The 22472-nt window shown below is 37.0% G+C and carries 19 protein-coding genes and 1 tRNA gene; 3 read left to right on the top strand and 17 right to left on the bottom strand.

Annotated elements, in window-relative coordinates; genetic code table 11:
• Positions 1 to 12 precede the first annotated feature (12 nt).
• From ACTIEI_RS06750 to ACTIEI_RS06740, 3 genes are all read right to left on the bottom strand, one after another.
• On the bottom strand, positions 13 to 720 hold the full coding sequence (locus ACTIEI_RS06750) for a hypothetical protein (RefSeq protein ID WP_439505521.1): 708 nt from the start codon (positions 718 to 720) through the stop codon (positions 13 to 15).
• A gap of 24 nt (positions 721 to 744) precedes the next feature.
• Positions 745 to 1596 carry a GIY-YIG nuclease family protein gene (locus ACTIEI_RS06745; RefSeq protein WP_439505520.1) on the bottom strand — a complete coding sequence of 284 codons (852 nt, stop codon included), beginning with the start codon at positions 1594 to 1596 and terminating at the stop codon, positions 745 to 747.
• Between the two features lie 280 nt (positions 1597 to 1876).
• Complete coding sequence (locus ACTIEI_RS06740) at positions 1877 to 2131, bottom strand: hypothetical protein (protein WP_439505519.1); 255 nt, start codon at positions 2129 to 2131, stop codon at positions 1877 to 1879.
• A 162-nt stretch (positions 2132 to 2293) separates the two neighbouring features.
• On the opposite strand from ACTIEI_RS06740, the gene ACTIEI_RS06735 reads away from it, so the two are divergent.
• Positions 2294 to 2530, top strand: coding sequence for a transposase (locus ACTIEI_RS06735; protein ID WP_439505536.1), 237 nt, complete (start codon positions 2294 to 2296; stop codon positions 2528 to 2530).
• A 347-nt stretch (positions 2531 to 2877) separates the two neighbouring features.
• On the opposite strand, the gene ACTIEI_RS06730 is transcribed toward ACTIEI_RS06735, so the two are convergent.
• The 7 genes from ACTIEI_RS06730 to pth form a co-directional block, all read right to left on the bottom strand.
• Entirely contained in the window at positions 2878 to 3846 is a 969-nt protein-coding gene (locus tag ACTIEI_RS06730) for a BsuBI/PstI family type II restriction endonuclease (protein ID WP_439505518.1), read from the bottom strand.
• Positions 3833 to 5434, bottom strand: coding sequence for an Eco57I restriction-modification methylase domain-containing protein (locus ACTIEI_RS06725; protein ID WP_439505517.1), 1602 nt, complete (start codon positions 5432 to 5434; stop codon positions 3833 to 3835). Before ACTIEI_RS06725 ends, ACTIEI_RS06730 begins: the two co-directional genes overlap by 14 nt.
• A gap of 357 nt (positions 5435 to 5791) precedes the next feature.
• A complete protein-coding gene (locus ACTIEI_RS06720) occupies positions 5792 to 7342 on the bottom strand; it encodes a GmrSD restriction endonuclease domain-containing protein (protein ID WP_439505516.1) in 1551 nt (516 codons plus the stop codon).
• A gap of 548 nt (positions 7343 to 7890) precedes the next feature.
• Positions 7891 to 7964: transfer RNA gene (locus tag ACTIEI_RS06715), tRNA-Met, on the bottom strand.
• A 52-nt stretch (positions 7965 to 8016) separates the two neighbouring features.
• Positions 8017 to 10083, bottom strand: coding sequence for an alpha-ketoacid dehydrogenase subunit alpha/beta (locus ACTIEI_RS06710; protein WP_439505515.1), 2067 nt, complete (start codon positions 10081 to 10083; stop codon positions 8017 to 8019).
• Positions 10083 to 10694, bottom strand: coding sequence for a fumarylacetoacetate hydrolase family protein (locus tag ACTIEI_RS06705; RefSeq protein ID WP_439505514.1), 612 nt, complete (start codon positions 10692 to 10694; stop codon positions 10083 to 10085). The genes ACTIEI_RS06710 and ACTIEI_RS06705 overlap by 1 nt, the downstream gene beginning before the upstream one ends.
• Positions 10695 to 10745: 51 nt before the next feature.
• The gene (gene pth / locus ACTIEI_RS06700) at positions 10746 to 11321 is read right to left on the bottom strand and encodes an aminoacyl-tRNA hydrolase (RefSeq protein WP_439505513.1); all 576 of its coding nucleotides are present in this window, start codon (positions 11319 to 11321) and stop codon (positions 10746 to 10748) included.
• A 98-nt stretch (positions 11322 to 11419) separates the two neighbouring features.
• Here pth and ACTIEI_RS06695 point away from each other — a divergent pair, with 98 nt between their 5' ends.
• Positions 11420 to 12697, top strand: coding sequence for a sensor histidine kinase (locus ACTIEI_RS06695; RefSeq protein WP_439505512.1), 1278 nt, complete (start codon positions 11420 to 11422; stop codon positions 12695 to 12697).
• 50 nt (positions 12698 to 12747) lie between these two features.
• Here the strand turns inward: ACTIEI_RS06695 and ACTIEI_RS06690 are convergent, their stop codons facing one another.
• Positions 12748 to 13338: a 50S ribosomal protein L25 gene (locus ACTIEI_RS06690; protein WP_439505511.1), complete on the bottom strand. Its 591-nt coding sequence runs from the start codon at positions 13336 to 13338 to the stop codon at positions 12748 to 12750.
• A gap of 37 nt (positions 13339 to 13375) precedes the next feature.
• Positions 13376 to 14332, bottom strand: a complete 957-nt coding sequence (locus ACTIEI_RS06685) for a ribose-phosphate pyrophosphokinase (protein WP_439505510.1) — start codon at positions 14330 to 14332, stop codon at positions 13376 to 13378.
• 74 nt (positions 14333 to 14406) lie between these two features.
• On the opposite strand from ACTIEI_RS06685, the gene radC reads away from it, so the two are divergent.
• Positions 14407 to 15096: a RadC family protein gene (gene radC / locus ACTIEI_RS06680; RefSeq protein ID WP_439505509.1), complete on the top strand. Its 690-nt coding sequence runs from the start codon at positions 14407 to 14409 to the stop codon at positions 15094 to 15096.
• A gap of 300 nt (positions 15097 to 15396) precedes the next feature.
• Here the strand turns inward: radC and ACTIEI_RS06675 are convergent, their stop codons facing one another.
• The 5 genes from ACTIEI_RS06675 to ACTIEI_RS06655 all read right to left on the bottom strand — a co-directional run bounded on the left by ACTIEI_RS06675 (position 15397) and on the right by ACTIEI_RS06655 (position 22370).
• The gene (locus tag ACTIEI_RS06675) at positions 15397 to 16845 is read right to left on the bottom strand and encodes a serine hydrolase domain-containing protein (protein ID WP_439505508.1); all 1449 of its coding nucleotides are present in this window, start codon (positions 16843 to 16845) and stop codon (positions 15397 to 15399) included.
• A 418-nt stretch (positions 16846 to 17263) separates the two neighbouring features.
• A complete protein-coding gene (locus ACTIEI_RS06670; RefSeq protein WP_439505507.1) occupies positions 17264 to 17572 on the bottom strand; it encodes a DUF3467 domain-containing protein in 309 nt (102 codons plus the stop codon).
• Positions 17573 to 17688: 116 nt separating this feature from the next.
• A complete protein-coding gene (locus tag ACTIEI_RS06665; protein WP_439505506.1) occupies positions 17689 to 19131 on the bottom strand; it encodes a SusD/RagB family nutrient-binding outer membrane lipoprotein in 1443 nt (480 codons plus the stop codon).
• Positions 19132 to 19149: 18 nt separating this feature from the next.
• The gene (locus ACTIEI_RS06660) at positions 19150 to 22068 is read right to left on the bottom strand and encodes a SusC/RagA family TonB-linked outer membrane protein (protein WP_439505535.1); all 2919 of its coding nucleotides are present in this window, start codon (positions 22066 to 22068) and stop codon (positions 19150 to 19152) included.
• Positions 22062 to 22370 (bottom strand): carboxypeptidase-like regulatory domain-containing protein, encoded by a 309-nt coding sequence (locus tag ACTIEI_RS06655; protein WP_439505505.1) that lies wholly within the window; start codon positions 22368 to 22370, stop codon positions 22062 to 22064. The genes ACTIEI_RS06660 and ACTIEI_RS06655 overlap by 7 nt, the downstream gene beginning before the upstream one ends.
• Positions 22371 to 22472: the final 102 nt, after the last annotated feature.

Here is a 22472-nt window from a genome sequence, read left to right as displayed (position 1 = left end):
ATGACTATGATTTTAAAATTCAATAAAACGCTTTCCATTACAATCCCAACAAATCCCATTTTCAACGTGACGGTATTGTGGTATATAGCCAGCTCCACAACATTTAGTACAAGGTGTTAATTCCCCAATTTGAATATTATTCGAGTCTAGAATAGGAACCTTTTCACTTTTATGGAGTTCTTCATGACATTTCCAACAAACTGTCTTGAGACTTTTAGATGGGTATTCCCATGGCATTTTATCCAACTGATAGTAAGTATGATGAACATGAAGACCGTGAACGACTAAATATTTTGCTTTAGTTATAAAATTCTTTTGTTTAAATGGATTTTTACTTCCTATAAAACGGTAAGAATTGAAACTTGTAAATGGAATATCTACCTCGCTGATTGCTACAATATACCTGTGTGTTTCAATAATTTCAAAATAAACTAGGTAATTATAAAGTTCGTTAAACCCTAAAGTATTTCTATCCTTAATGTATAACATATAAGTCATTCCATCAAAGTGAACTACACTACTATTTTGGAGACCGGAAAAATTCCATCCTAAGCAAAGCTCATTATTATTTATCTCACTCCTATTTATATAACCAACTTTTAAGCCCATTAAATGATTGTAATTGGAACAGATTTGACATGTTTGTTTGTCTCTGGTTACAATCTCTTTCCTTTTGACTTTCCATTCTGGCATTTCAAGAAGTTCACTGTATGTTGGCATCTAGAATAAAATTTAAGTAGTAAATCATTTTCCGTTTGTTTCAAATTCTTTAAGTGTTTTACCATTGATTAATTTCCACTCAAGTGGCCCATTAGCATTTCTTCCCATGACCATAACCGCTGCTGTTGAAGGACTGCTAAAAACATAATCTTCGGTAAAAACTAGAACATCTTCGGTTAATTGTAAAATACCTTTATCAATAAGAGATTCCCTTAGATTTAGAAATGGAATAGAAATTGAATTAACTGTTGTTGCTGAAGCTTTAGACCCTTTAAAAACCACAAATCCTTCTGAGGTCGGCTCACCCATTGCATCAGCACCTCTTGATGCCTTTATAAAAAACGTTTCGTGTTTCTGAATAGATTTGATTTCTCTTTTGTCATCAAAAACTTTATGACCTAGTGTGTTTACTAAAAGTTTAATGTTTTCAATAAACTCTTCCATTTCCGCTCTATCTGACTCAGAAATGGATGACTGGGTAGGGATTATTGCATTTTCGATTTTATACCTATTAGCCTGTTTAGCTAATTCATGAAGCCGATTTTCAAGATATTTAATATGGGCTTTATTAAGATTTTCATCTTTGCTAATAAATACAATAGCCTCATTCCAAAATTCTTTTTGAGTTACTTGTTGGTTCAACCTTCGTAGTATTGACTCTGCTTCGCCAATGTAAACCTGATCTGTTTGGTCTTCAAGTTTTCCAAATAATAAATATACCCCTGTGCTATTTAGTTCTTCACGATTTCCACTATCTTTTACCTTGATCCTGGATATTTTATAGGCTTTGCCAGTCCAGTTAGATAACTCACAACTAATACGCCCATTGGGATCACCATCTAAAAGAAACAGTTTTATTGTCTTCCCAAATTTCATTGATTATTGAATTTAACTCCTTTCAAAATAGTATAAAATAACTTATCTCAACCTATGTAATGATTATTAATCAGATACGATTTCAAATATTCTGCTTTCTATGGTATAAAATGACAATTATACCTAAAGCATAAATGAGCATTGGTCAAAATTTCTCCCTTTAAAACACACACTCTTTAGTGGGTCACTTTCATCTGAATATGCAATAGGAATAAATTGGGACCCTGAATTCCAAAAGAATATAATTTTTTGATTTATTTGCAAACAAAAGTGACAAAAATCATTTGATGGAATCCTTTATTAATTCTAAATACTGAATATAACTTTTTGTGCTTTCCAACATACTTGAAGCTTTTACTTCCTTGTATCTTTTGAGACCAAGATATGGAGATGCATCTAATTCTGCTTTTGAATTTTTAAAAATCACCCAGTCATCATGTGTTTTATTAAACAAAAGCAGCTTGATTTCAGCATACTCCTTTGGTTCAAATTTTGATCTTAACTCTAATACAAGTTTATTAATATACTCTTGCATGTTCACTAGCTCTTCCCAAAGTGAAATTATTTGGTTTATTGATTGATATGATTGTTTATTAGTTATTTCTGGTGTTAATTGTGGTATATTACTTTGAATTGGTATGATTAGAAAATTATTTTAAAACGATAAAAGTTCTTCTTTCACAAAGAATAAAAATTAATCAAACTAAAGAAGTGTATTATCAATGACCTTGAAAAACGGGCTAATGCTTTATTAATCATCTTCACTCCATGTTTTAAACATACTACCAATCATCGTCAATCAATCAGCTTTGCTGGGTTAAGTTCAACAGAATATTCTAATGAGACTAATATAAAAGGAAGCAACCGCTTCTATAAAAAAGGTGGCAAACCAATTCGTGATGTTTTATACATGTGTGCCATGAATGCTAAATAAACTAATGAGGCTTGTAAACTACTTTTTGACAGACTGAAAGCGAATGGCAAAACTGGGAAACAAGCACTAATAGCACTTATGAACAAGCTATTAAAACAAGTATTTGCTGTAGTAAAAAACAATTCTCTTTATCAACCTAATTACTGTTCAACTTTACATTAAAAAGGTAGTTTTTTATATGGTTTTTGTACAGTTCATGTTACAAGCTGCTCTTCATTCTTTCAACGGTCTTTCGTGTCAAGTTTGCACTATCCTTGTGCGGTTGGTCAGGCATACTCTTTTGCAAGGTTAGTTTTTGTATGTCGGATTTATGTGACTTGCAAATGCGCTTGACTTGGTGAGTTATCTTATCTTGGCCCCATAAAACGGTCACCATTAAAATGAATCATATGTGTTGGATTGTCTGCAATCCATACCTCAGTTTCCCATGCTATGTCTGCCATATGGCTACGAAAAACGCTGCGATCAGGAAAAGCTGTAACATATACTTTGCCTGATTTACAATTAGCTAGCATCTTTTCTAAATCAATTATTCTTTGAGGAGACATTGGACCCACAGATGTTACTGCTTCAATTAAAAACAACCAATCTTTCTTTTGATCGTAAAGAATTATATCTGGAAGTTTTGTATCAATAGCGATTGGAATTTTTAATTTAGCTAAAAGCTTTTTATCCATGTGGGAATCTTTATCTGAAGTATCGCCTAAGTATACAACTACACTACCTTGTGCAAAGACAGACGCAAAATCCTTAATAATTGCTGCTTGCAATTGATTGTGTACACCAGGTGCAAATTCAAATTCTTCACCGCTTGACAGCTTAATAGGGATTTTTAAAAGATTTCTTGCTTTTGCATATTTTTCACTCAAAGTGCCAACCTCTTTTTTGTATTCAGAAAGCTCGGTCTCGAAATTTGCACTACCTACGCTTCTTATTACTTTTAATACTTCTAAAGTAAGTCTGTAGTGATTATTTTTACTATTCGGAGAAAGTCCGGGCTCTTCTGGATTGTGTTCGCAGATACCCGCTTGAACAAATGGTTTTACTGTTTCGTCACGAAATGATTCTCTGCTATTTTCTTTGTATTTTTTGACCTTTGAGTAATTCTGATTTATGAACTGCATAATTCCCGGATATTTTCCTTTTCCGTCTTTGCTACCAACTACAGACATACTAATTTGAGTGGCATCTGACCAATTAGAATTTACCTTTAAATTAGCAAAAGCTAACAAAGCTAAAGCAGAACGTTCATTTTGTTGTTTTAGCGGTAAGCCTAATTCCTTTAGAAGCTTGAGAGCTTCTTTAACTTTTTTCATTTGTAATTAATTCGTCAATGTTATAAAATTCGTCTACAATTAGACTTGCAAACTCCGCTGAATAGTTATTTGCCAAAATAAGTTGGTCACCAATTGCTTTAATATCGTGTAGTGGGGGTAAGGGCATTTCCCTTAATTCAGTTGCACTCACATTTATATTTCCGTTAAAGGTTCTGAAATATGTGTCAAAGAGATTACTGTTTAACAAGGCAGCAAGTCCTAATATTTCATTTCTTTCAAGATGCCCTTTTGGTCTGTAAATATAGTTTAGATGATTTTCAACACCTATATATTCTGCTTGAGTAATATCTACAAAGTAAGGCGTTGCAACCAGCCTACTTTTATCGTCCTTTGCACTAAACCGACGGAGAAAAACGTAGTTCTTATTTGGAATTAAAAGTGATTTGGTTGCTTCACAAATTTGAATGTATTGAGGCTTATTCCTTTTAGTAACAGGCCAGTCAAATTGCATTTTAGTTGTATTGATAAGCTGATACAACGGAACTAAAAAAACTGTTCCATTTTGGTATTGCTCAAATAAATATTGAGTTGCTCTGAATGAAACAACTGGGCCTGTTGAAATTTGAATATCGTACTGTCGTAAACTACCTGCCCATGATTTAAACAACTTGATTACTTTATCATCTGTTTCATTAGTTGGAAGGTGAATGATTTTTTCTTTTGACTTTAAGTCAATGAGTTCGTCAGTTTTATAAATCTTTTCAGTAAAACTTTCAATATCTCTTATTCCGTTGGAATGTGTTACAAGTATTGAAGATAAATGCTCATTAAGTTTTTGCTTCCTACCTTTTAAGATTAAAGTTTCTTGAAGAACACAGTCACGGTCAAAAGTGTCAGTCCTTGAGCCGAATAAATGAATATGTTCAATTTCTATCTCTTGAAAGAAAGCTTCACGAAACGCCCTGAAGTAATTGCCTGAAGCAAAACTTCTCGGCGTGATAAAAATTAGTTCGCCGCCTTCTTTTAAAATCTTCGTTGCCACCATCATAAAGATTGAATAAATATTAGGTTGCCCCCAAACAATAGACTTTGCTACAGTTGCCCGTTTATCATCCTTTGATATTTTGAAATAGGGTGGATTTGAAATTACTATATCGTAAGTAGCATTTTTGGGTTCAGAAAAGAGAGTAGCTGAAACCTGAAAACAATCTTTGTTTTCAAGTACAAAATCATTTGTGTCAAGCGTTGCTTTAAATTTAATTTTATGTTGCTTTAGCCATTTGCCTAAATAATCAAGCACTGCTTGTGTGTAAGGTAAAATGTCTTGGTCGGTTTCATAAACTACGAGTTCTATTTCCTTTAAATTGTCATTATGCTTTACAAGTGTTTCAATGAGTGAACTTGAAAGAGTGGCAGTGCCGCAACCTGGGTCAAGTATTTTAAATTTGTCTTTTGTCTGTTTGGTGAGTCCTGCCATGAAATGAGCAATTTCTGTCGGAGTAAAAAACTGTCCATTTTCCTTCTTGTGCTGTGTCGAAACAGTTTTAGCATAAAGCTGTCCAACCCTGTCTGCAAAGTGGCTTGGTAACTCATTGGTGAGTGGTTTTATGTCTATCACTGCTGTCATACCAACAAATTTAGTAAATCTGTTACTGTTTGAAGCGGTTTCGATTTATTAATGTCGGTGGTTGATCTGGGATAGCAAAATTTTAGCTCTTTTGCAAGGTTGGCTTTGTGTCAAGATTTGTGTGCCTTGCAAATGTGCTAAAATGAGTGGTAGCTTGCTGAAGCCCTCTCTGTCGGACCACAATTAAGAAGGGAATGCTCCAATAGGGTGACTCATAACGTTTTGCCGCTTGGCGTTCGTGCGGGATTTAGGAGCACTTTACTGTCAACATACCACTAAAGGTCAATAGGAGCACTGCGATTGAATTTAAGCACGTCTCACCGCATGACGCCAAATGGCTGTTGGCGGTAGTTTTTCTTAGTTTTTGAGTGTTGTATTGCAATATGGATGTGTTATTTGTCCGTTGTCAATAGTTCCAAGTCCACCGTCTTGTTTTCTGTCAATATGGTCAATTGAAATTGAATTTCTATGAATGTAACCACCGCATAATTTACATTTAGGAGCATTTGAAAGTGCTTCTTTTATGTATATAGCGGATTTTCTTTCTGTCGAGAATTTGTTAGAAGTAATTTCATTTTGCTCAACTGTTAATGTCAAATAGTTGAATTTGCTAGTCTTAATGAGTTGCGTGATTACTTCACTTTCATTAACACCGTTTTGAAAGAGTTCAATTACTGCAAAGTAAAAATCTTTAATTTGGCTGTAACTCGCAGTTGCACTTCTGTATTTACGATTTATCTGTTGTATTAAAGAGTCATTTTGCAATAATATATTTTCAAAATTTGGTCTTACCAAGCAGAACTCAATTAGTTTCTTTTTTTCTTCAAGTTCTTTTACAAATGCGAGAGTTGCATAAAACGAAGCTACCTTGTGTCTGCCATCTTGCGAATAAAAATATACAACTGGATGTAGTCCTAATGATGATGAATGATTACTATTAATTCGCCAAGCTATTCGCCTTGTTTGTTTAAGAATATTAACGGTTTCGTCTCCGGTTAAATCATCTGGCAAGCTTTCCCTAAAGTCAGTTGGAATGTTGTTTACAATGTTTATAAACTCAAGAATTAAAGGCAAAGTTTGTGCAGAGTAATTTTTACCACCAACTGGTATGTCCAATGTTTTTATTGGTGTTTCAAGTTTTGGTGCAAATAATACTGAATTGATTTCTTTAGCCAACTCTTGTATTGTTGTTTGATTTTCTTTTGAGAAATTGGACCAATATTTATGTCCTTTTCCACTTCGAATTATTGCTCGTGCCGCAATACAATTAGGCTTTTTGCGTGCTTCGAGTAAAACTAATTCGGTCTTGTCTATTGGTGCTGCTTGTTGGTTGATTTTAAAAAATGAGTTCTCAGCTTTGTTAGCACCGCCATCAACCCATTGTAATTGAATTGCTAATGCTGCAAGGTTTTTAGCTTTTCTCTGGATGTCTGGTGATACCTTTTCGGGATTTGTTAATGCTAATTTAAAATCTGAATATGAACCGATTCTTTTCCGAATTAGTTTTCGAGTTTCTTCAGCAATCTCAATTTGTTCGTCAGGAATTATGCCATCATAAAACAGTTTTGAAATTGATCCGTCCCCATAGTCATCATTTATCCAAGCAGCCAAAGAACTAAGCCTATGTGAACCGTCAATTACAAATAAGTAACCACCTGTGCTTCTCCACAAGATAATTGCTGGGATAAGGTCTCCATCTAGAAAACTCTCTATAAAGTCAGCAATTTTTTTACTGTCCCATTCATTTGTTTCTCTTTGAAAATCTGGTTTGCGAACATTAGAAAAAAAGAATGAGTCAGATTTGATGTCTTCTATTGAAAGTGTTTCTTTCTTTTTTCCTGGTGTTGCGTTTTCTTCAACTTCAAAGTCTTCTCTGGGTATAATTGCGTCTAAGTTAACTTTTGCCATTTCGTTGTTTTATAGTTATACTATCGTAATTTAAAATTACCGCCAACACGGTAAAGCACGTTACTCAAAAAAGAAAATCAAATTTGAGCAATCTGTCATTTAACATATTATGGGAATACATTTTATATTATAGTTGCGTAAATACCGTTATCCATTTTTATTGTTGATTGATAAGACAACCATTATACTTTTTATATTTCTTCATTCTTATCACAGCACCGCCCCCTGACTCCCAGACAATAGATTGCAAGGGTCAGTAAGTGATTACGAACAGTAATAATTGGGGGTAATAAATAACAAATTGGGGTACTGTGAATATAAGAAGAAAGGGTGATATGACGAAAAAATTGTATTTTTCCTCGTGCGCATCTAGATGAGGTGAGGAATTGTCGTCGCAACGTAGTTGCTCCGACTTTCTGTTGGGGGGCTTTACACAAAACCTTCAATGGCCTTGCCATTGTGGTTTTTTTGTTCGCATCCACTTAGCCAAGTAAACTTGGCACGCTCGCAAACAAAAAAACCCCTCAACTGCGTTGAGAGGTTTTGTGTAGCGAGGATGGGAATTGAACCCATCACCTCAGGGTTATGAATCCTGCGCTCTAACCAACTGAGCTACCTCGCCGGATATTTGTATTCGGGGTGCAAATATAGGGGGTTTCGGTAAAAAGAAAAAGCTAGTAGTTCAACAATTTGCCAATTCGTTCGGCTACTTTGTTGGCCGTCGGTAACATAGCCGACTCTAATGCAACGTTTATAGGTACTGCAGGCAAATTCTTGGCGCCCATTACTTCTACTTTGGCGTCTAAGAAATGGTAGCAATCGTTAGATATTCGTAAGGATAATGCTTCGGCAAAAGAATTATTCTGTTGTTCCTCACTTAATACCAATACTTTTCCGTGGCGCTTTACTGCGTTAAAGATGGCGTCTTCGTCTAGTGGGAATAGTGTTCTTAAGTCAACTATTTCTACCTGCCCTGGAAAGCGCTCTGCGGCTGCTTTTGCCCAATACACGCCCATTCCATAAGTGATTACGCAGATGGTGTCTCCTTTTCTCACATGTTCCATTTCGGCCGTCATCACGATATTGGCTTTGCCTAATGGCAATATATAATCCTTGGATGGTTCGGTGGTTCTTGCTCCGTCTGTGCCGGGCACTTTACTCCAATACAATCCCTTGTGCTCTAGCATGATCACGGGGTTGGGGTCTAAGAACGCGGCTTTCATCAATCCCTTCATATCTGCTGCATTCGATGGATACACTACTTTGATTCCTTTGATGGTTAACAAAGTGCTTTCGATGCTGCCACTATGGTATGGTCCGCCGCCGCCATATGCGCCTACTGGTACGCGCAATAACATTTGTACGGGAAATTTTCCGTTCGATAAATAGCATGACTTAGATACTTCTGTCACCAATTGATTAAATCCTGGATAGATATAATCGCCAAACTGCACTTCCACGATGGGTTTCATGCCCATGGCCGATAATCCTACTGTTGATCCGATGATATAAGCTTCTTGTATGGCTGTGTTAAATACGCGGTTGTCGCCATATTTTTCTGCTAATGTGGCGGCTTCTCTAAACACACCTCCTAATCTTCCGCCCACGTCTTGGCCATATAATATGGCTTCTTCGTGTTCTGCTAATATTTCATCTATCGCATGCAATGCCGCGTCTACCATGAGTATACGCTCCGCTCCCTTCGGTATTCGATCTCCTGTCTCTTCTCTTACCGGTGTGGGTACAAATACATGCTCTTCTACTGATCTAATATCTGGTTCTGCTGCCGCTTGTGCTCTTTTAAAATCTTCTAATACCAAATCCAATGCATCGGCTTCTAACTGATTGATCTCTGAATCGGTAAAGCCCACGCCCGTTAATAATAATCTTAGTTTAGGGATGGGATCGTATAAGCCGTGCTTTAATAAGTCTTCGCGGCTGCGGTAAAATTCTTTTCTTACGCCACTGGTATGGTGTCCTAATAAAGGCACTTTTGCGTGTACCAATACTGGTCTGCGTTCATTTCTTGCATAGTTCACCGCCTGCTCCATGGTTTCAAAACAGCGCATAAAATCGCTGCCATCTACTTGCATGCGCTTCAATCCCTTAAAACCACATGCATATTCATAGGCATTCATGGTTCTTATTTCATCTGCAGTTGCACTAATGCTCCACTGATTGTCTTGAACTAAATAAACAATAGGTAATTGTTTTAATACCGCAAACTGCAATGCTTCACTTACTTCTCCTTCACTCATACATCCATCGCCTAATGAACATACTACAACCGGTGATTTTCCGTCGGCCGATTTTCTTAAGCGTCCTGGTAAATTCTTTTCTAAATGTTGCACCCCTTGTGCCAAACCCGTGGTGGGTATGGCTTGCATGCCCGTTGCACTGCTCTGGTGTATGATGGATGGTCTGCTCGGGTCTTTACTGCTGGGATGACAATAATACGAGCGTCCTCCTGAGAATGGATCGTCTTTTTTCGCTAATAATTGCAGCATTAATTCGTAGGGAGTAAAGCCTACTGCTAGCATTAAACTGTCGTCTCTATAATAAGGGCTTACCCAGTCGCAGGGCTCCAATTGCAGGCCTGTTGCCAATTGTATGGCTTCATGCCCCCTTGAAGTGGAATGTACATATTTACAAACCGCTCTATTGGCGTCATAGGTTTCACTCATAGACTTTGCAGTCATCATGAGTTTATAGGCTTGTAATAATATACTGGGTGTTAACATTACTTAATTTCGAGTTCGAATATTTTTTTTGTTTCTAAGTATCCTTCTAATTGATCGCCTACCACGCACTCTCCTACGCCCGCTGGTGTTCCGGTGTAGATCATGTCTCCTATATTTAACGAAAAATATTGCGATATATGCGAAACAATATGGTCAAATGAGAAAATCATATTGGTGGTATCACCCACTTGTACCTGCTCTCCGTTTTTTGTTAAGGAAAAATGAAAGGGATTGGCTAACATTTCGTCTGTTAGTAAAATCCAATCTCCTTTAACGGCAGAATTGTCCCATGCTTTTGCTTTTTCCCATGGCAATCCCTTTTTCTTTAAGTTGGCTTGCACATCTCTTGCGGTAAAGTCTATCCCTACCGAAATAGCATCATAATACTTGCTGGCTTGGTTTTCAGGTATGTATTTTCCATTCTTTGAGATTCGCAATACTAATTCTACTTCGTAATGCAATTCATTGGAAAAGGGTGGATAATAAAACGGGGTATTAGGCTGCAATAGTGCAGACTTAGGCTTCATGAAAATAACTGGCTCCTCCGGTACGGCGTTGCCTAGTTCTTTTGCATGTTCGGCATAATTACGGCCAACGCAAAATATTTTCATAGTTCAGCTGATTATGTTCCAGCATTAATAACTATGAAAGGGGGTATTTTATTATGTAAAGCTCAAATTATTTGCCATATTCATGGTTTTTTCTAACCCAATGGCTGCAAATGATTCAATTATTTCGCCACAAGCCACTATTTTTTGGTTTACCATGGCCTGTTCATCGGCCAACCACCTGCCCAAAACAAAGTCTACTTGTTTTCCTTTAGGGAAATTATTGCCTATCCCAAATCGTAACTTAGGATATTGGTCCGTGCCCAATATAAGTTGTATATCTTTTAAGCCATTATGCCCCGCATCGCTCCCCGATCCCCTTAACCTTAACTTATTCAAGGGCAATGCCAGGTCGTCTACGATGGTTAATGTTTGAGGAATATCGATTTTTTCCTTGTCTAACCAATACTTAAATGCCCGCCCACTCAAGTTCATATAAGTGGTTGGCTTAATACAGATAAAAGTTTTACCCTTCCACTTCACTTCGGCTATATCGGCCAGCCGATCATTTTTAAAAAAACCATTGTGCTTTCGTACAAATGCATCCAATACGTCAAAACCAATATTATGACGAGTATGCTTGTACTCCTCCCCTATATTTCCTAAGCCGATGATTAAAAACTTGTTCATGATTTGCAAAAGTAATGGCTGTTGGCTTCTAAGCCAATTTGAAATTGTATATATAATTAGTAATAGGTATATTTGAGTAAATACTAATACCCCTCATCGTGATTCGTTTTTTAATAAAGGGTTGGAACGCTATTGCCAATATTGGCGTTTCACCAGACCTAGAATTTGTTGAGAAGAAAAAAACACAGGTCACTAATCTAGTGGTTGCGTTTGGGCTGCCCCTTTTTTTATATTTTTCTATCATTAATTTCTTAGACACCCGCTATCTATTAGCTTCTTTTAATTTCACTTTGTTTGTAGGGGGTATTTTAATTCTGATTACCCAGTTCAGACAGAAATTGCAACTGGCTCGTTTTATCATTGTAATTGCATCTACCGTTATTTTTACTGCACAATGTTTGCTTTTTCGCAATGGAAACGAGTTGCTGCTTCTCATCAATATTATAGTTGCCATTATTTATTACACCGAAAAGAAATTCATCTTTGTAATCACTTTGATTAATGTACTCTGTTTCTTTTGGATCAGGTACGATGCTGCCTATAACTTACCCTTATTTGATACAGTATCCAATGGCAGGATTCTTTTTAATGTATCCACAGCACTTATTTCTTTTGTGATTGCTTTGCAATATTTCAAATTTGAACAACTGGCTGCACAAAGAGCGATTCAACAAAAAAATGCTGAACTAGAAGCTTTAAATAAAACCAAAGAAAAATTATTCTCCATCATCGCGCATGATTTGCGTTCTCCCATTGGGCAATTAAAAAGCACACTTGATTTGGTTAACAGAGAATTCATTTCTAAAGAAGAATTTCATGAACTCTCCCATCATTTTACCAAGCAGATAGATCAGTTGCAAGACAATATGAATAACCTGCTTACTTGGAGCCAAAGTCAATTAAACGGGATTGTTACCAAACCTGAAGCGGTTAAAGCTTCTGACATCATTCAAGAAGTCATTGATTTATTAAAACAACAATGGCAGAGTAAAGAATTAGAAATTGAATTTGAACCTTTTGAAGAAATGGTTTGGATAGATCCAGATCACTTCAAAGTGGTGATTCGTAATTTACTTTCTAATGCAATTAAATTTAGCAAAAAGAAACACAGTATTGCCATTAACCATTCAATCAATAATAAAGAGCTTTCTATTTCTATCAGAGATACTGGCATGGGAATGCCGAAAGAACAATTGGCTTTATTATTTACCTCTGATGAAATCAAGTCTACCCATGGTACCGATAAAGAGCGGGGCACTGGCTTAGGACTCAAATTATGCAAAGAGTTTCTCGATAAAAACAAGGGTGAAATTTGGGCTATTAGCGAAGTAGATATGGGTAGTACGTTTTTTATTACCATCCCATTATACAAATAAAAAATCCCGACTGCAAGCAATCGGGATTAAAACTATTCATTCTTAAATAATTATTTCTTTTTATCGTCTTTTGCAGCACTAGCTTCTTCCTGCTTTAACTGACGAGTCATCACTACTGATGCAATTGGAATACGTGGAGAGTTCAAGATTTCCATATTAGGTGTCTTTACATCTTCAACACGAATATTGCCATTCAACTCTAAATTGGTAATATCTACTTCAATAGTTGAAGTTAAATCCTTAGGAAGAGCTTTAATTTTTAAAGACTTCATTTTGGTTACCAACTTACCACCACCTTTAACACCAACTGAAGTACCAGTAAACTTCAAAGGCAATGTTGCAATTACTTTTTTGTTGTCTACTAATTCTAATAAGTCTACGTGGATTAAGCTGTCTGACACTTTATCAAACTGTAGGTCTTTCAAAATACACTTGTATTTTTTTCCACCTACTGAAACTTCTGCCAATTGGAATTCACCAGTGTATACTAATGGCTTAAAGGCCTTAGCTGGAGCATAGAAATTAATCTCCTCCGCACCCCCGTAAATTACACCTGGCACGTTTTCTTGAGAGCGAATCTGGCGGGCGGCTTTTTTGCCATGTTCGGTCCTCAGAACACCTTCGATTGTAATTGTATTCATTTTTTTAAATTTTTGGACTGCAAAAGTAAGGAAAATCTTACTTATTACGGCCTTTTAACTGAGAATGAATGAAAAGACTGGTAATACTCTTGTTTTCATAGGCATTTCGGATCGCAATTGCGAACAAATCTGCCACTGAAATCGCTTTAATCTTTGCAGATTCCTTCCTTAAAGGAATGGTATCACACACGACCAACTCTTCTAATACACTGTTTTCGATGTTCTCGTAAGCATTCCCACTTAAAACAGGGTGAGTAATCAATGCCCGTACGCTTCTTGCCCCCTTTTCTTTGAGTAAGCCTGCAGCTTTGGCCAGCGTTCCGCCTGTGTCGCAAATATCATCCACCAACACAATGTCTTTACCGGTCACATCTCCAATCACCACCATACTAGCTATTTCATTGGCTCTTTTACGGTGCTTATCGCAAATTACCATTTCGGCATTAAAATAACTGGCTATTTCGCGTACTCTGTTGGTACTACCCACATCCGGTGCGGCAAAAGCCAAATTTTCGAGTTTTAATTGCTCTATATAAGGGATAAAAATCGCAGAACTATCTAAGTGGTCTACTGGCACATCAAAGAACCCTTGAATTTGAGCTGCGTGTAGATCCATCGTAATGATTCTATCTGCACCAGCTGCCTCTAATAAAGTAGCAATCAATTTAGCACCAATCGCTACTCTTGGCTTGTCTTTACGGTCTTGACGGGCAAATCCATAATAGGGAATTACTGCAATTACCTTGTAGGCACTTGCGCGCTTGGCAGCATCAATCATCAGTAATAATTCCATCAAGTTATCGGTGGGAGCATAAGTGCTTTGCACTAAAAAAACATAATCTCCGCGGATACTCTCTAAAAATACAGGCTGAAATTCTCCGTCGCTGAATTTTTGAATATTGATTTTACCAATGGTGGCTCCAAAACGTTGGGCTATTTTCTCGGCCAATTTTTGCGAACCAGTACCAGAAAAAATTTTAACAGAAGGATTCATATAGTTGTGGGTAAGGCGCAAAGGTATTTAAATCAAAATGGTTTTTGTATTTTGATTTAACTAATGTTTATAATATGAGGAAATTTTCTATCAAGGATTGGGCGGTGGATGACCAACCGCGTAAGAAGCTCATGCAGAATGGTTCTTCGTCGCTGTCTAATGCAGAATTATTGACCATTTTAATTAATTCAGGCAATGCTTTTTTAAGTGCCAATGATATTGCCAAGCATTTATTAAATGCCACCGAAAATAGTTTACACAAATTGGCCACTTTAAGTGTAAAAGAAATGGTGAACCTAAAAATTAAAGGACTAGGCGAAGCCAAAGCCATTGCTATTGCGGCTTCCCTTGAATTGGGCATTCGAAGACAATCAGACACCATCCAGAGAAAACAGGTCAGCAGTAGTAAAGACGTAGCTTCTTATTTGCAGGCTAGCATGCAGTATTTACAAAGAGAAGTTTTTGCTATAGTACTATTGAATAGAGCCAATAGAATCATTCACTTCGAAATCGTTAGTGAAGGAGGAATCACCGGCACCGTTGCCGACCCGCGCATCATTTTAAAGCGGGCTTTAGAGTACAATGCCACAGGGATTATTCTATGTCATAACCATCCTAGCGGCAACTTAAAACCTAGCCAAGCAGACGAAATGTTGACGCGTAAAATAAAAAATGCGGCTGCTTTTTTAGATATTTTAGTGACTGATCATATCATTGTGAGTCATGAGGGGTATTTCAGTTTTGCGGATGAGGGGATGCTTTAATAATGCCTATTCTTGTCTGTATATTCAAAAATTTGCTGCGTTCGCTACCCAGTATTGCTTTAAAATAAATCATTAATGCATTTGTAAATACCGTTGAGCAATCCTGAAATGCTCTCTTCGCAAATTTTTTGAATATGCAGACCTCTATATGAATGTGTTATTATTAAAGCATTTACTCAATCCGCTGAAATGTTCGTTCTCGCAAGTTTTTGAATGATGATGCACAGTAATTTTCTTAAGGAGCTATTTTTGAAATGCTCGTTAGAGCGTTAAAAAATATTTGACTTATTTTAGAATGTTTTATTCCCTTCTAAATGTATATATCTTTCCTGACTGCTTTAGAATCATTGTGTTTTCTTGCTGGTTAAACACTAAAACTATTCCCTCGGTTTCATAACTGAATTGATCTTTCTCAACTGCTTGTAGCGCAAAAGCTACTTGCCCTGTTGCCTCTGCAATAAGGTTCAACGCAATTCTAGTAATCTTAATTTTAATAGGTAATTCTTTACTTGAATACGTCCCAATGTATTGGTCTAAGTCTTTTGGAGTTAATTTAATTAGATTAGTAACTGGAGGTGGAATATAATTATACGGAATATAGTTTTGCCATTGCCAGGGTGTGAATTTATCTCCAATACTGTATTCTAATAATTCTTTGAATATACTTTCCCCGTTGTCGTTGTTTGTCATAATTACAACTGCAATTTTTTTATCAGGGAAACATATTGAATAATGTCCCCAGCCATCGTCGTGTCCTTCTTTAAAAAAGGCTCTACCAAAAGGAGTAAAAAATGTTCCAACTCCAAAACCATATCCCAATTGAATTTCATCGTTTTCTGTTCCATCTATTTGTGCAAGAGGTCCAAATTGTCTTCTAGACTTTATACTAATCTGCTGGCTTGTCATTTCTCTAAAAAACCTTTTATCAATACCCCTGCCGTTAATTAATGCGGAATAAAATTTTGTAAAGTCTTCAAATGTTGTACTCATTGAGCCGCCAGAACTTGCTTCCTTCCACTTCATCAATTCGTAAGGTTCTCCTTTTACATTATGCCCATAAGCAATTTTGTCATTGAATTTAGTTTGCCAAATTTGGCTGGTATTCTCCATCCTTAAAGGTTTAAATACCCTTTCTTGAGAAATTGTTTCATAATCTTTCCCGGTAATTTGTTCCATAACAAATTGCAGTAAATAAAGTCCCTCCCCAGAATAAGCATATCGAGTTCCTGGATCAAACTTTATTTTGAGTTTTTTATCCGCTTCAAACCAACGCCAATTGGGGAATCCTGTTGTATGTGTAAGACACATTCTTGCAGTAATTTTCTCGTAGCGTTTATCCGTTTTAAGGTCATGATATCCACGTCTAAACCCATTGATGATATAATCGGGCAATGGCTTATTTAAATATTCAACAAGTGGTTTATCAAGGTCAATTAGTTTTTCTTGAATGAATTGCATAGCTATATATGCAAATACAGTTTTAGCAAATGATGCTGCATATAAAACGGATGATTGCTCTAAAGGAATATTTTCGGGAACATTGGCAAGTCCATAGGTTTTACTAAAAATAGCTTTATTGTTGTTGAATACTGAAACTGCAACGCCCGTAACATTAGCCGATTTCATTAAGTTCTCAATTTTTGCATTCAAGCTATCTGCAGAATATTGAGTACCGTCAATCCTTTTAATTGATTGTCCCAATAAATAGGTTGATACTAATAAAAAAAATACTAATAAATACGTTTTCATTTAAGAAGACTTCAATAATCCCTAAATCATAGGTTATTAAAGTTAAGGGTTGAAATTTAGGAACGAAAAAATTATAGATATTTATAAACGTGAAAGAAGAGTGTATTTCAAGCGCCACTTTTGAAATACGCAATATGCAAAACCAAGCATAAGTAATCTTACAAAATACGATAATAATGGGGTGCTTGAAAAAACACCGAGAGAACATTTTATAAATACCGTTCAATAATTTTTGAGAGAGGCGTAAGCAATAATAAAAATTGAACCGTAAAATAGAAAGAGTTTCAAAAAAGTTGTGTAGTGAGCATTTCAGGATTGCTGAACGATGATTACCTAAATTGATGGGATTATAATTCAAGCAATACTGGGTAGCGAACGAAACAACTTTTTTGAAACAGTTACTATGAAAAACAAGATGTTAGGCTTGCGCAGTAGGACCTCCAAAATGCATTGGAATCTCAATCTGCTCCAAATCTTGAATAGGCCCATTGGCTTCTTCAAAACGCGCGATATTTTCTGCGATTGCTTTCATGAAACGCTTGGCATGCATGGGCGTGAAGATGATACGAGACTTTACTTTGCTTTTAGGAGTACCAGGCATCACGTTTACAAAATCAATTACAAACTCTGCATTACTATGGGTGATAATGGCAAGGTTGGCATAAGCACCTTCTGCTACTTCTTCTGAAATTTCTATATTCAACTGATTGTTGGCTTGCTGATCCATACATGAATTTTGAATGCCAAAAGTAGGGTTTAAAACCCTGATTTCCATACACAAAAAGAAAGGGGCCGTAAGAATACGGCCCCCCATGAGAATTAAAACTGAGAATGAAAAACTAACTATTTATCCCACCATACTTTAGCATCTTGAGAGTTGCTGTTAAACAACGCTGCAGCTGCTGCATAATTGGTTGGGTTATATAAAGGTTCGTTTGGTCCGTAAGGAATTCTTCTTGGAATTGATTTACCGGCACCTGGTGCAGGAGTTAATACAGGGAATCCTGTTCTTCTCCACTCAGACCATCCTTGTAAACCATCTGGATAGTGTGACAACCAACGCTGCTCACCAATTTTAGCATTATCTGCTGCAGAACCATTTAACGCTACTGATGGCTGTGCCAAGTAGTTAGTGATTGCACCTGCATTGGTAATACCCCATCTGTTCATTTCTGCAGTTACACCACTGTTGTACATGGTGGTTGCATTTTCAGAAGTCCATCCCAATTTAGCAGCTTCTGCTCTCGCCAAAAACATTTGACCAGCAGAAATTAAGCTTAATGGCATAGTTTGAGGTGTTCCAGTATATCCAAAAATAAACGCAAAGTTAGGATTGGTCGTTTGCCAAGCTAATGCATCTGCTCTGGTTAAACCATAAGGGAATCCCTTAGAGTTGTTACCAAATACGCCAATACGCGGATCTCCCAATGAAGTTAATTTATCTGCAATGGTAGAACTTACTGCATAGTCAAAACGCTGGGTTACCACATAGTAAGCATATACTGGATTTTGGTAGTTTCCACCAGGATATGAAATGGTAGCATTATCAGCATTTGCGTCAATCACACCAGCTGCAACAGCTGCTGCAAATTCTGCTTTACCTAAAGTAGGATTAGCCTTAGACATACGCAATGAAAGTGTTGCAATTAAAGAATTTGCAAACTTTTTCCACTTGGTCGTATTTCCTGCATACATGATATCGCCTTGTACAGCTGTTCCAGTTGTAAACTGTGCGTTAGCTGCTTTTAACTCAGCAATTAATGCTGGGTATATAGTCTCTTGCTTATCGTAAGGAATGGTACCATTGCCTTTCAATGCTTGAGAATATGGAATATCACCGTAAGCATCTGTTAATACAGAGAAGTAATACGCTTTCAAAATACGTGCAATAGCAATTTGATTAGCATTTGCACCAAACTCAGCCGCAGCTGCTGCTGTTGAAGGATCTGAATTGGTATTGATGATATTTTGTAAATCGTACATTGCTCCTGCATAGAAACCGTCCCAGTTAAGGGTTTGGGTTGCATAGCGAGAAATGTCGGTATACTGGGTTTCAGACATATACTGCGCGTATAATCCCGCAGTTGTGTTGATACCATTTCCCCAAACGTTACCGCCTACTCCGGCTAATACGTTGGTTAATAAGGCTGAAGTAATAGGAACGGTTGTTGCATTTGGATTTCGGTTAATATCACCGAATTCGTTAATGCCCTTGCTACAACCTACCATTAGTGTGGCACAAACCCCTAACGACAGCACAGCTTTTTTTATATTCATACTTTTCATGATAATTGTTTTAGGGTTTTAGAATGATACCTTAACGTTAAATCCAATTGTTCTTGCACCTGGCATTTGACCATCTTCCCCTTGTACTCCACTGATTTCAGATGGATCAAAGTTCTTAGAATCTCTGAAGATAAAGAACAAGTTACGTGCAGTTAAAGAAACTGAAGCACCTTGGATTGATTTACCAAACTTCCCTAGTTTGTTGGTTGGGATAGAGTAGCCTAAGCTTAACTCACGCAATTTAGCATAAGACAATTTGTGAACAAATGGTTCAGCAATTTGCTGATAGTAAAACTGGTGGAAATAATCATAAGCGTCTACATAAACATCAACTGGAGTTCTTCCGTCTCTAGCATCAACACCTGTTACACGTACACCACCGCCAGCAGAAACTGCATCACGGATTGGGTTACCCTTGTCGTTTAAGCCAGCTGTATTATCCATTAATCCAGAGAAAGTTCCCCACTGCTCAGATAAAGAGAAGAAACGTCCGCCAAATTGATAATCAAATGTTAATCCTAAATTGAAGTTTTTGTAACTGAAGAAGTTTTGTAAACCTCCAGTTAACTTAGGAACAACTGAACCCCAATCTTTGGTTGCATCTCCTTGATACCAACCTAAACCACCGCTAAATCCGTTGGTTGTAATTAATGGTTGGCCATCTGCATTACGCTTGATACCACCACCTCTTAACATACCCCACTGCTGATCCACAAAGTGGAAAGCACGTGCAAAACGAGTTCCAAAAGAACCACCTGCTAAAGTAAAGCTGGTTAAACCTGGAGCCAACGCTCTTACTTTGTTATCTAACAAGTAAGCAGCAGTAGTATTGATTGTCCAGTTAAAGTCTTTCTTCTTCATAATATCTACACCCAATTCCAATTCAAGACCTGAACGGCTAACCCATGCAGCATTGATGGTTTGAGAAGTAAATCCTGATACACCAGATACGGTTACACCTAAAGGCTCGTCTCTGTTGTTCTCGTTATAGTATGTAAGATTCATACGTACTTTATTCTTAGCAAAACGCAAATCTAAACCTGCTTCCCAAGTTGTCGTTAATGCACCACGAAGGTTTGCATCAGGAGAACCATCAGGTGTAGACATTAAGAAGTTAGTACCCCATAATAATGGGTTAACTGAGTAGTTCAAGTTTAATGCATAAGGGTTCAAAGTCTTAGGCTTCTTACCCCAAGATGCAAAAGCCTTACCAAAGTTTAACCAAGGCAATGCAGACTTAGTGAATTCAGAGAATACAAATGCACCACCCAATGAAGGAGACAACAATGAATTGTTTGATGAAGGTAAAGTAGAGAACCAGTCGTTACGTACAGCCCATGTTAAGCTTAAGAACTTTCTATATTCTACATCACCAAATACAAACAATGAATTTGCTTGTTGGTCAGATCTTGTGTTAGAAATGGTAGGAACTGTTTTAGAGTTGCTGATTGCATATAAACCAGGAACGTTCAAACCGTTATTGGTATTCATTGAAACAGCTCTGTTGCGAATATTCAAACGGTTAGCACCCACGTTAGCAGCTACTACGAAATCACCGAAAGTGTTATTGTAAGATAAGATACCTTCAAAGTTCCACTCGCTGTTGATCGTATTGCTGGTTCCATAAGAGGCCAATAAACCTGTTTGTCCACCAGATGTTTGTAAAATATTTGGATCAATATTCTCTACGTTACCGTTGAACTGATCTTTACGGATACTACCCTTGAACTTTAAGTTTTTAGAAAACTTAACAGTCATATTGATGTCTCCATATAAACGATCACGACGTTGATTACGCTGAATGTTTTCGAAATATGAATAAGGATTGTACCAGTAGTTACCTGCCCAAACACTGTTCTGTGGTGCAGCTGCACTCCATGAACCTGGGTTTCTGCGGAAGTTCCAAGAAGGAATAGTTCCTATTGGAGTTCTGATACCAGACAATTCTTTTAAGATATTAATATCTAAATCTCTGTGGAACCACTGGCTAAAGTTACCAGATGAATTATTAGAATATCCATCGTTGAATTCACCAGAAATTAATTGATTGGTATAAGTTAAGTTAGCACCAATGGTAAAAATGCTACCCAAATCCATAGAGAAATTTGCATTCAAATTATGTCTTAAAGACTTGGTATTAGGTAACATACCTTTGATATTCTGGTTGGTATAAGAAACCCTTAAACTTTGACCTGCGCCATTGTTCTGAGAGAAACTTACGTTGGTATTAGCAGTAACACCTGTATTCCAGAAATCTTTTGCATTGTTTGGTTGAGGAGTAAAGCTGGCTGTTTTTCCTGATCTAGAATGACCTGGAATAAATGCATACCAAGGAATATACTCAGAACCATCAATTTTTGGTCCCCAAGAAGCATCATCAGTAAAATCGCGGTAACGCTTTCCATTTAACGCTTGCCATTCTGCAGGCATAGATGCGTTATAGTTAAACGTTAACCAACCTCCATCACCACCACCATATTCATTCTGGTAGTTAGGCAAGAAAGCTGCTTTGTCAAACATGGTTGACTGATTTACTTCTACACCAATACCCTTGCCTTTTCTACCTTTTTTAGTAGTAACAACAATTGCACCATTACCAGCACGGCTACCAAATAATGCAGTAGCGTTTGCACCTTTTAAAACGGTAAGATCTTCAACGTCGTCAGGGTTAATATCAAATGAATTAGTGATAGTACCATCAACTACATATATAGCACCTTGGTCATTTAATGAACCACCACCTCTAATACGTAAGAAACCTTGGTCGTTTAATTTAGCTGAAGATTGTCCTCTAAATTGTACACCTGCAACTTTACCCGCTAAAGCGTTGTTTAAGTTGGGCTGACGAATTACATTCAATTGTTCATCGTTAATTACTTGAGAACTGAAAGGTGTTGTTCTCTGAGATTTTTTTACGCCGAATGCGCTTGTTAAAATACCTCTTCTAGCTCTCCAGCTATTGTAGTTATTTTAACATTCTGATAACCAGTAGTTGCAGCAAATTCAAATGGCTCATGGCCTACTGCTGATACTACAACTAATGCGCCTTGCTTCACTTTAAAGCTGAATTTACCCAGCTCATCGGCACGAGTGATGTTTTTTGTGCCTTTTTCCTGCACGGTTGCGTTTGGCACAGGACCTCGATCATCGGTCACCTGCCCCTGCACGAGGACTGTTTGAGCGTAGGTTGCTATTGTACACAACAACGCAAACGCTAACAGTGTCAGACTTTTTCTCATGTGTTAAGTTTTAGTTTTACAAAAAATTGTTAAATGCTTTAATAATTACGCTAATATAGACTTTTTTCTAAAACTTCCATCTATAAAAATTAACTTTTTTAA

The organism is Sediminibacterium sp. (assembly GCF_051860225.1).
Classification (GTDB): Bacteria; Bacteroidota; Bacteroidia; order Chitinophagales; family Chitinophagaceae; genus Sediminibacterium.
Note: the sequence above shows the minus strand (reverse complement) of the source record. Positions and strands in the feature narration are given on the sequence as shown.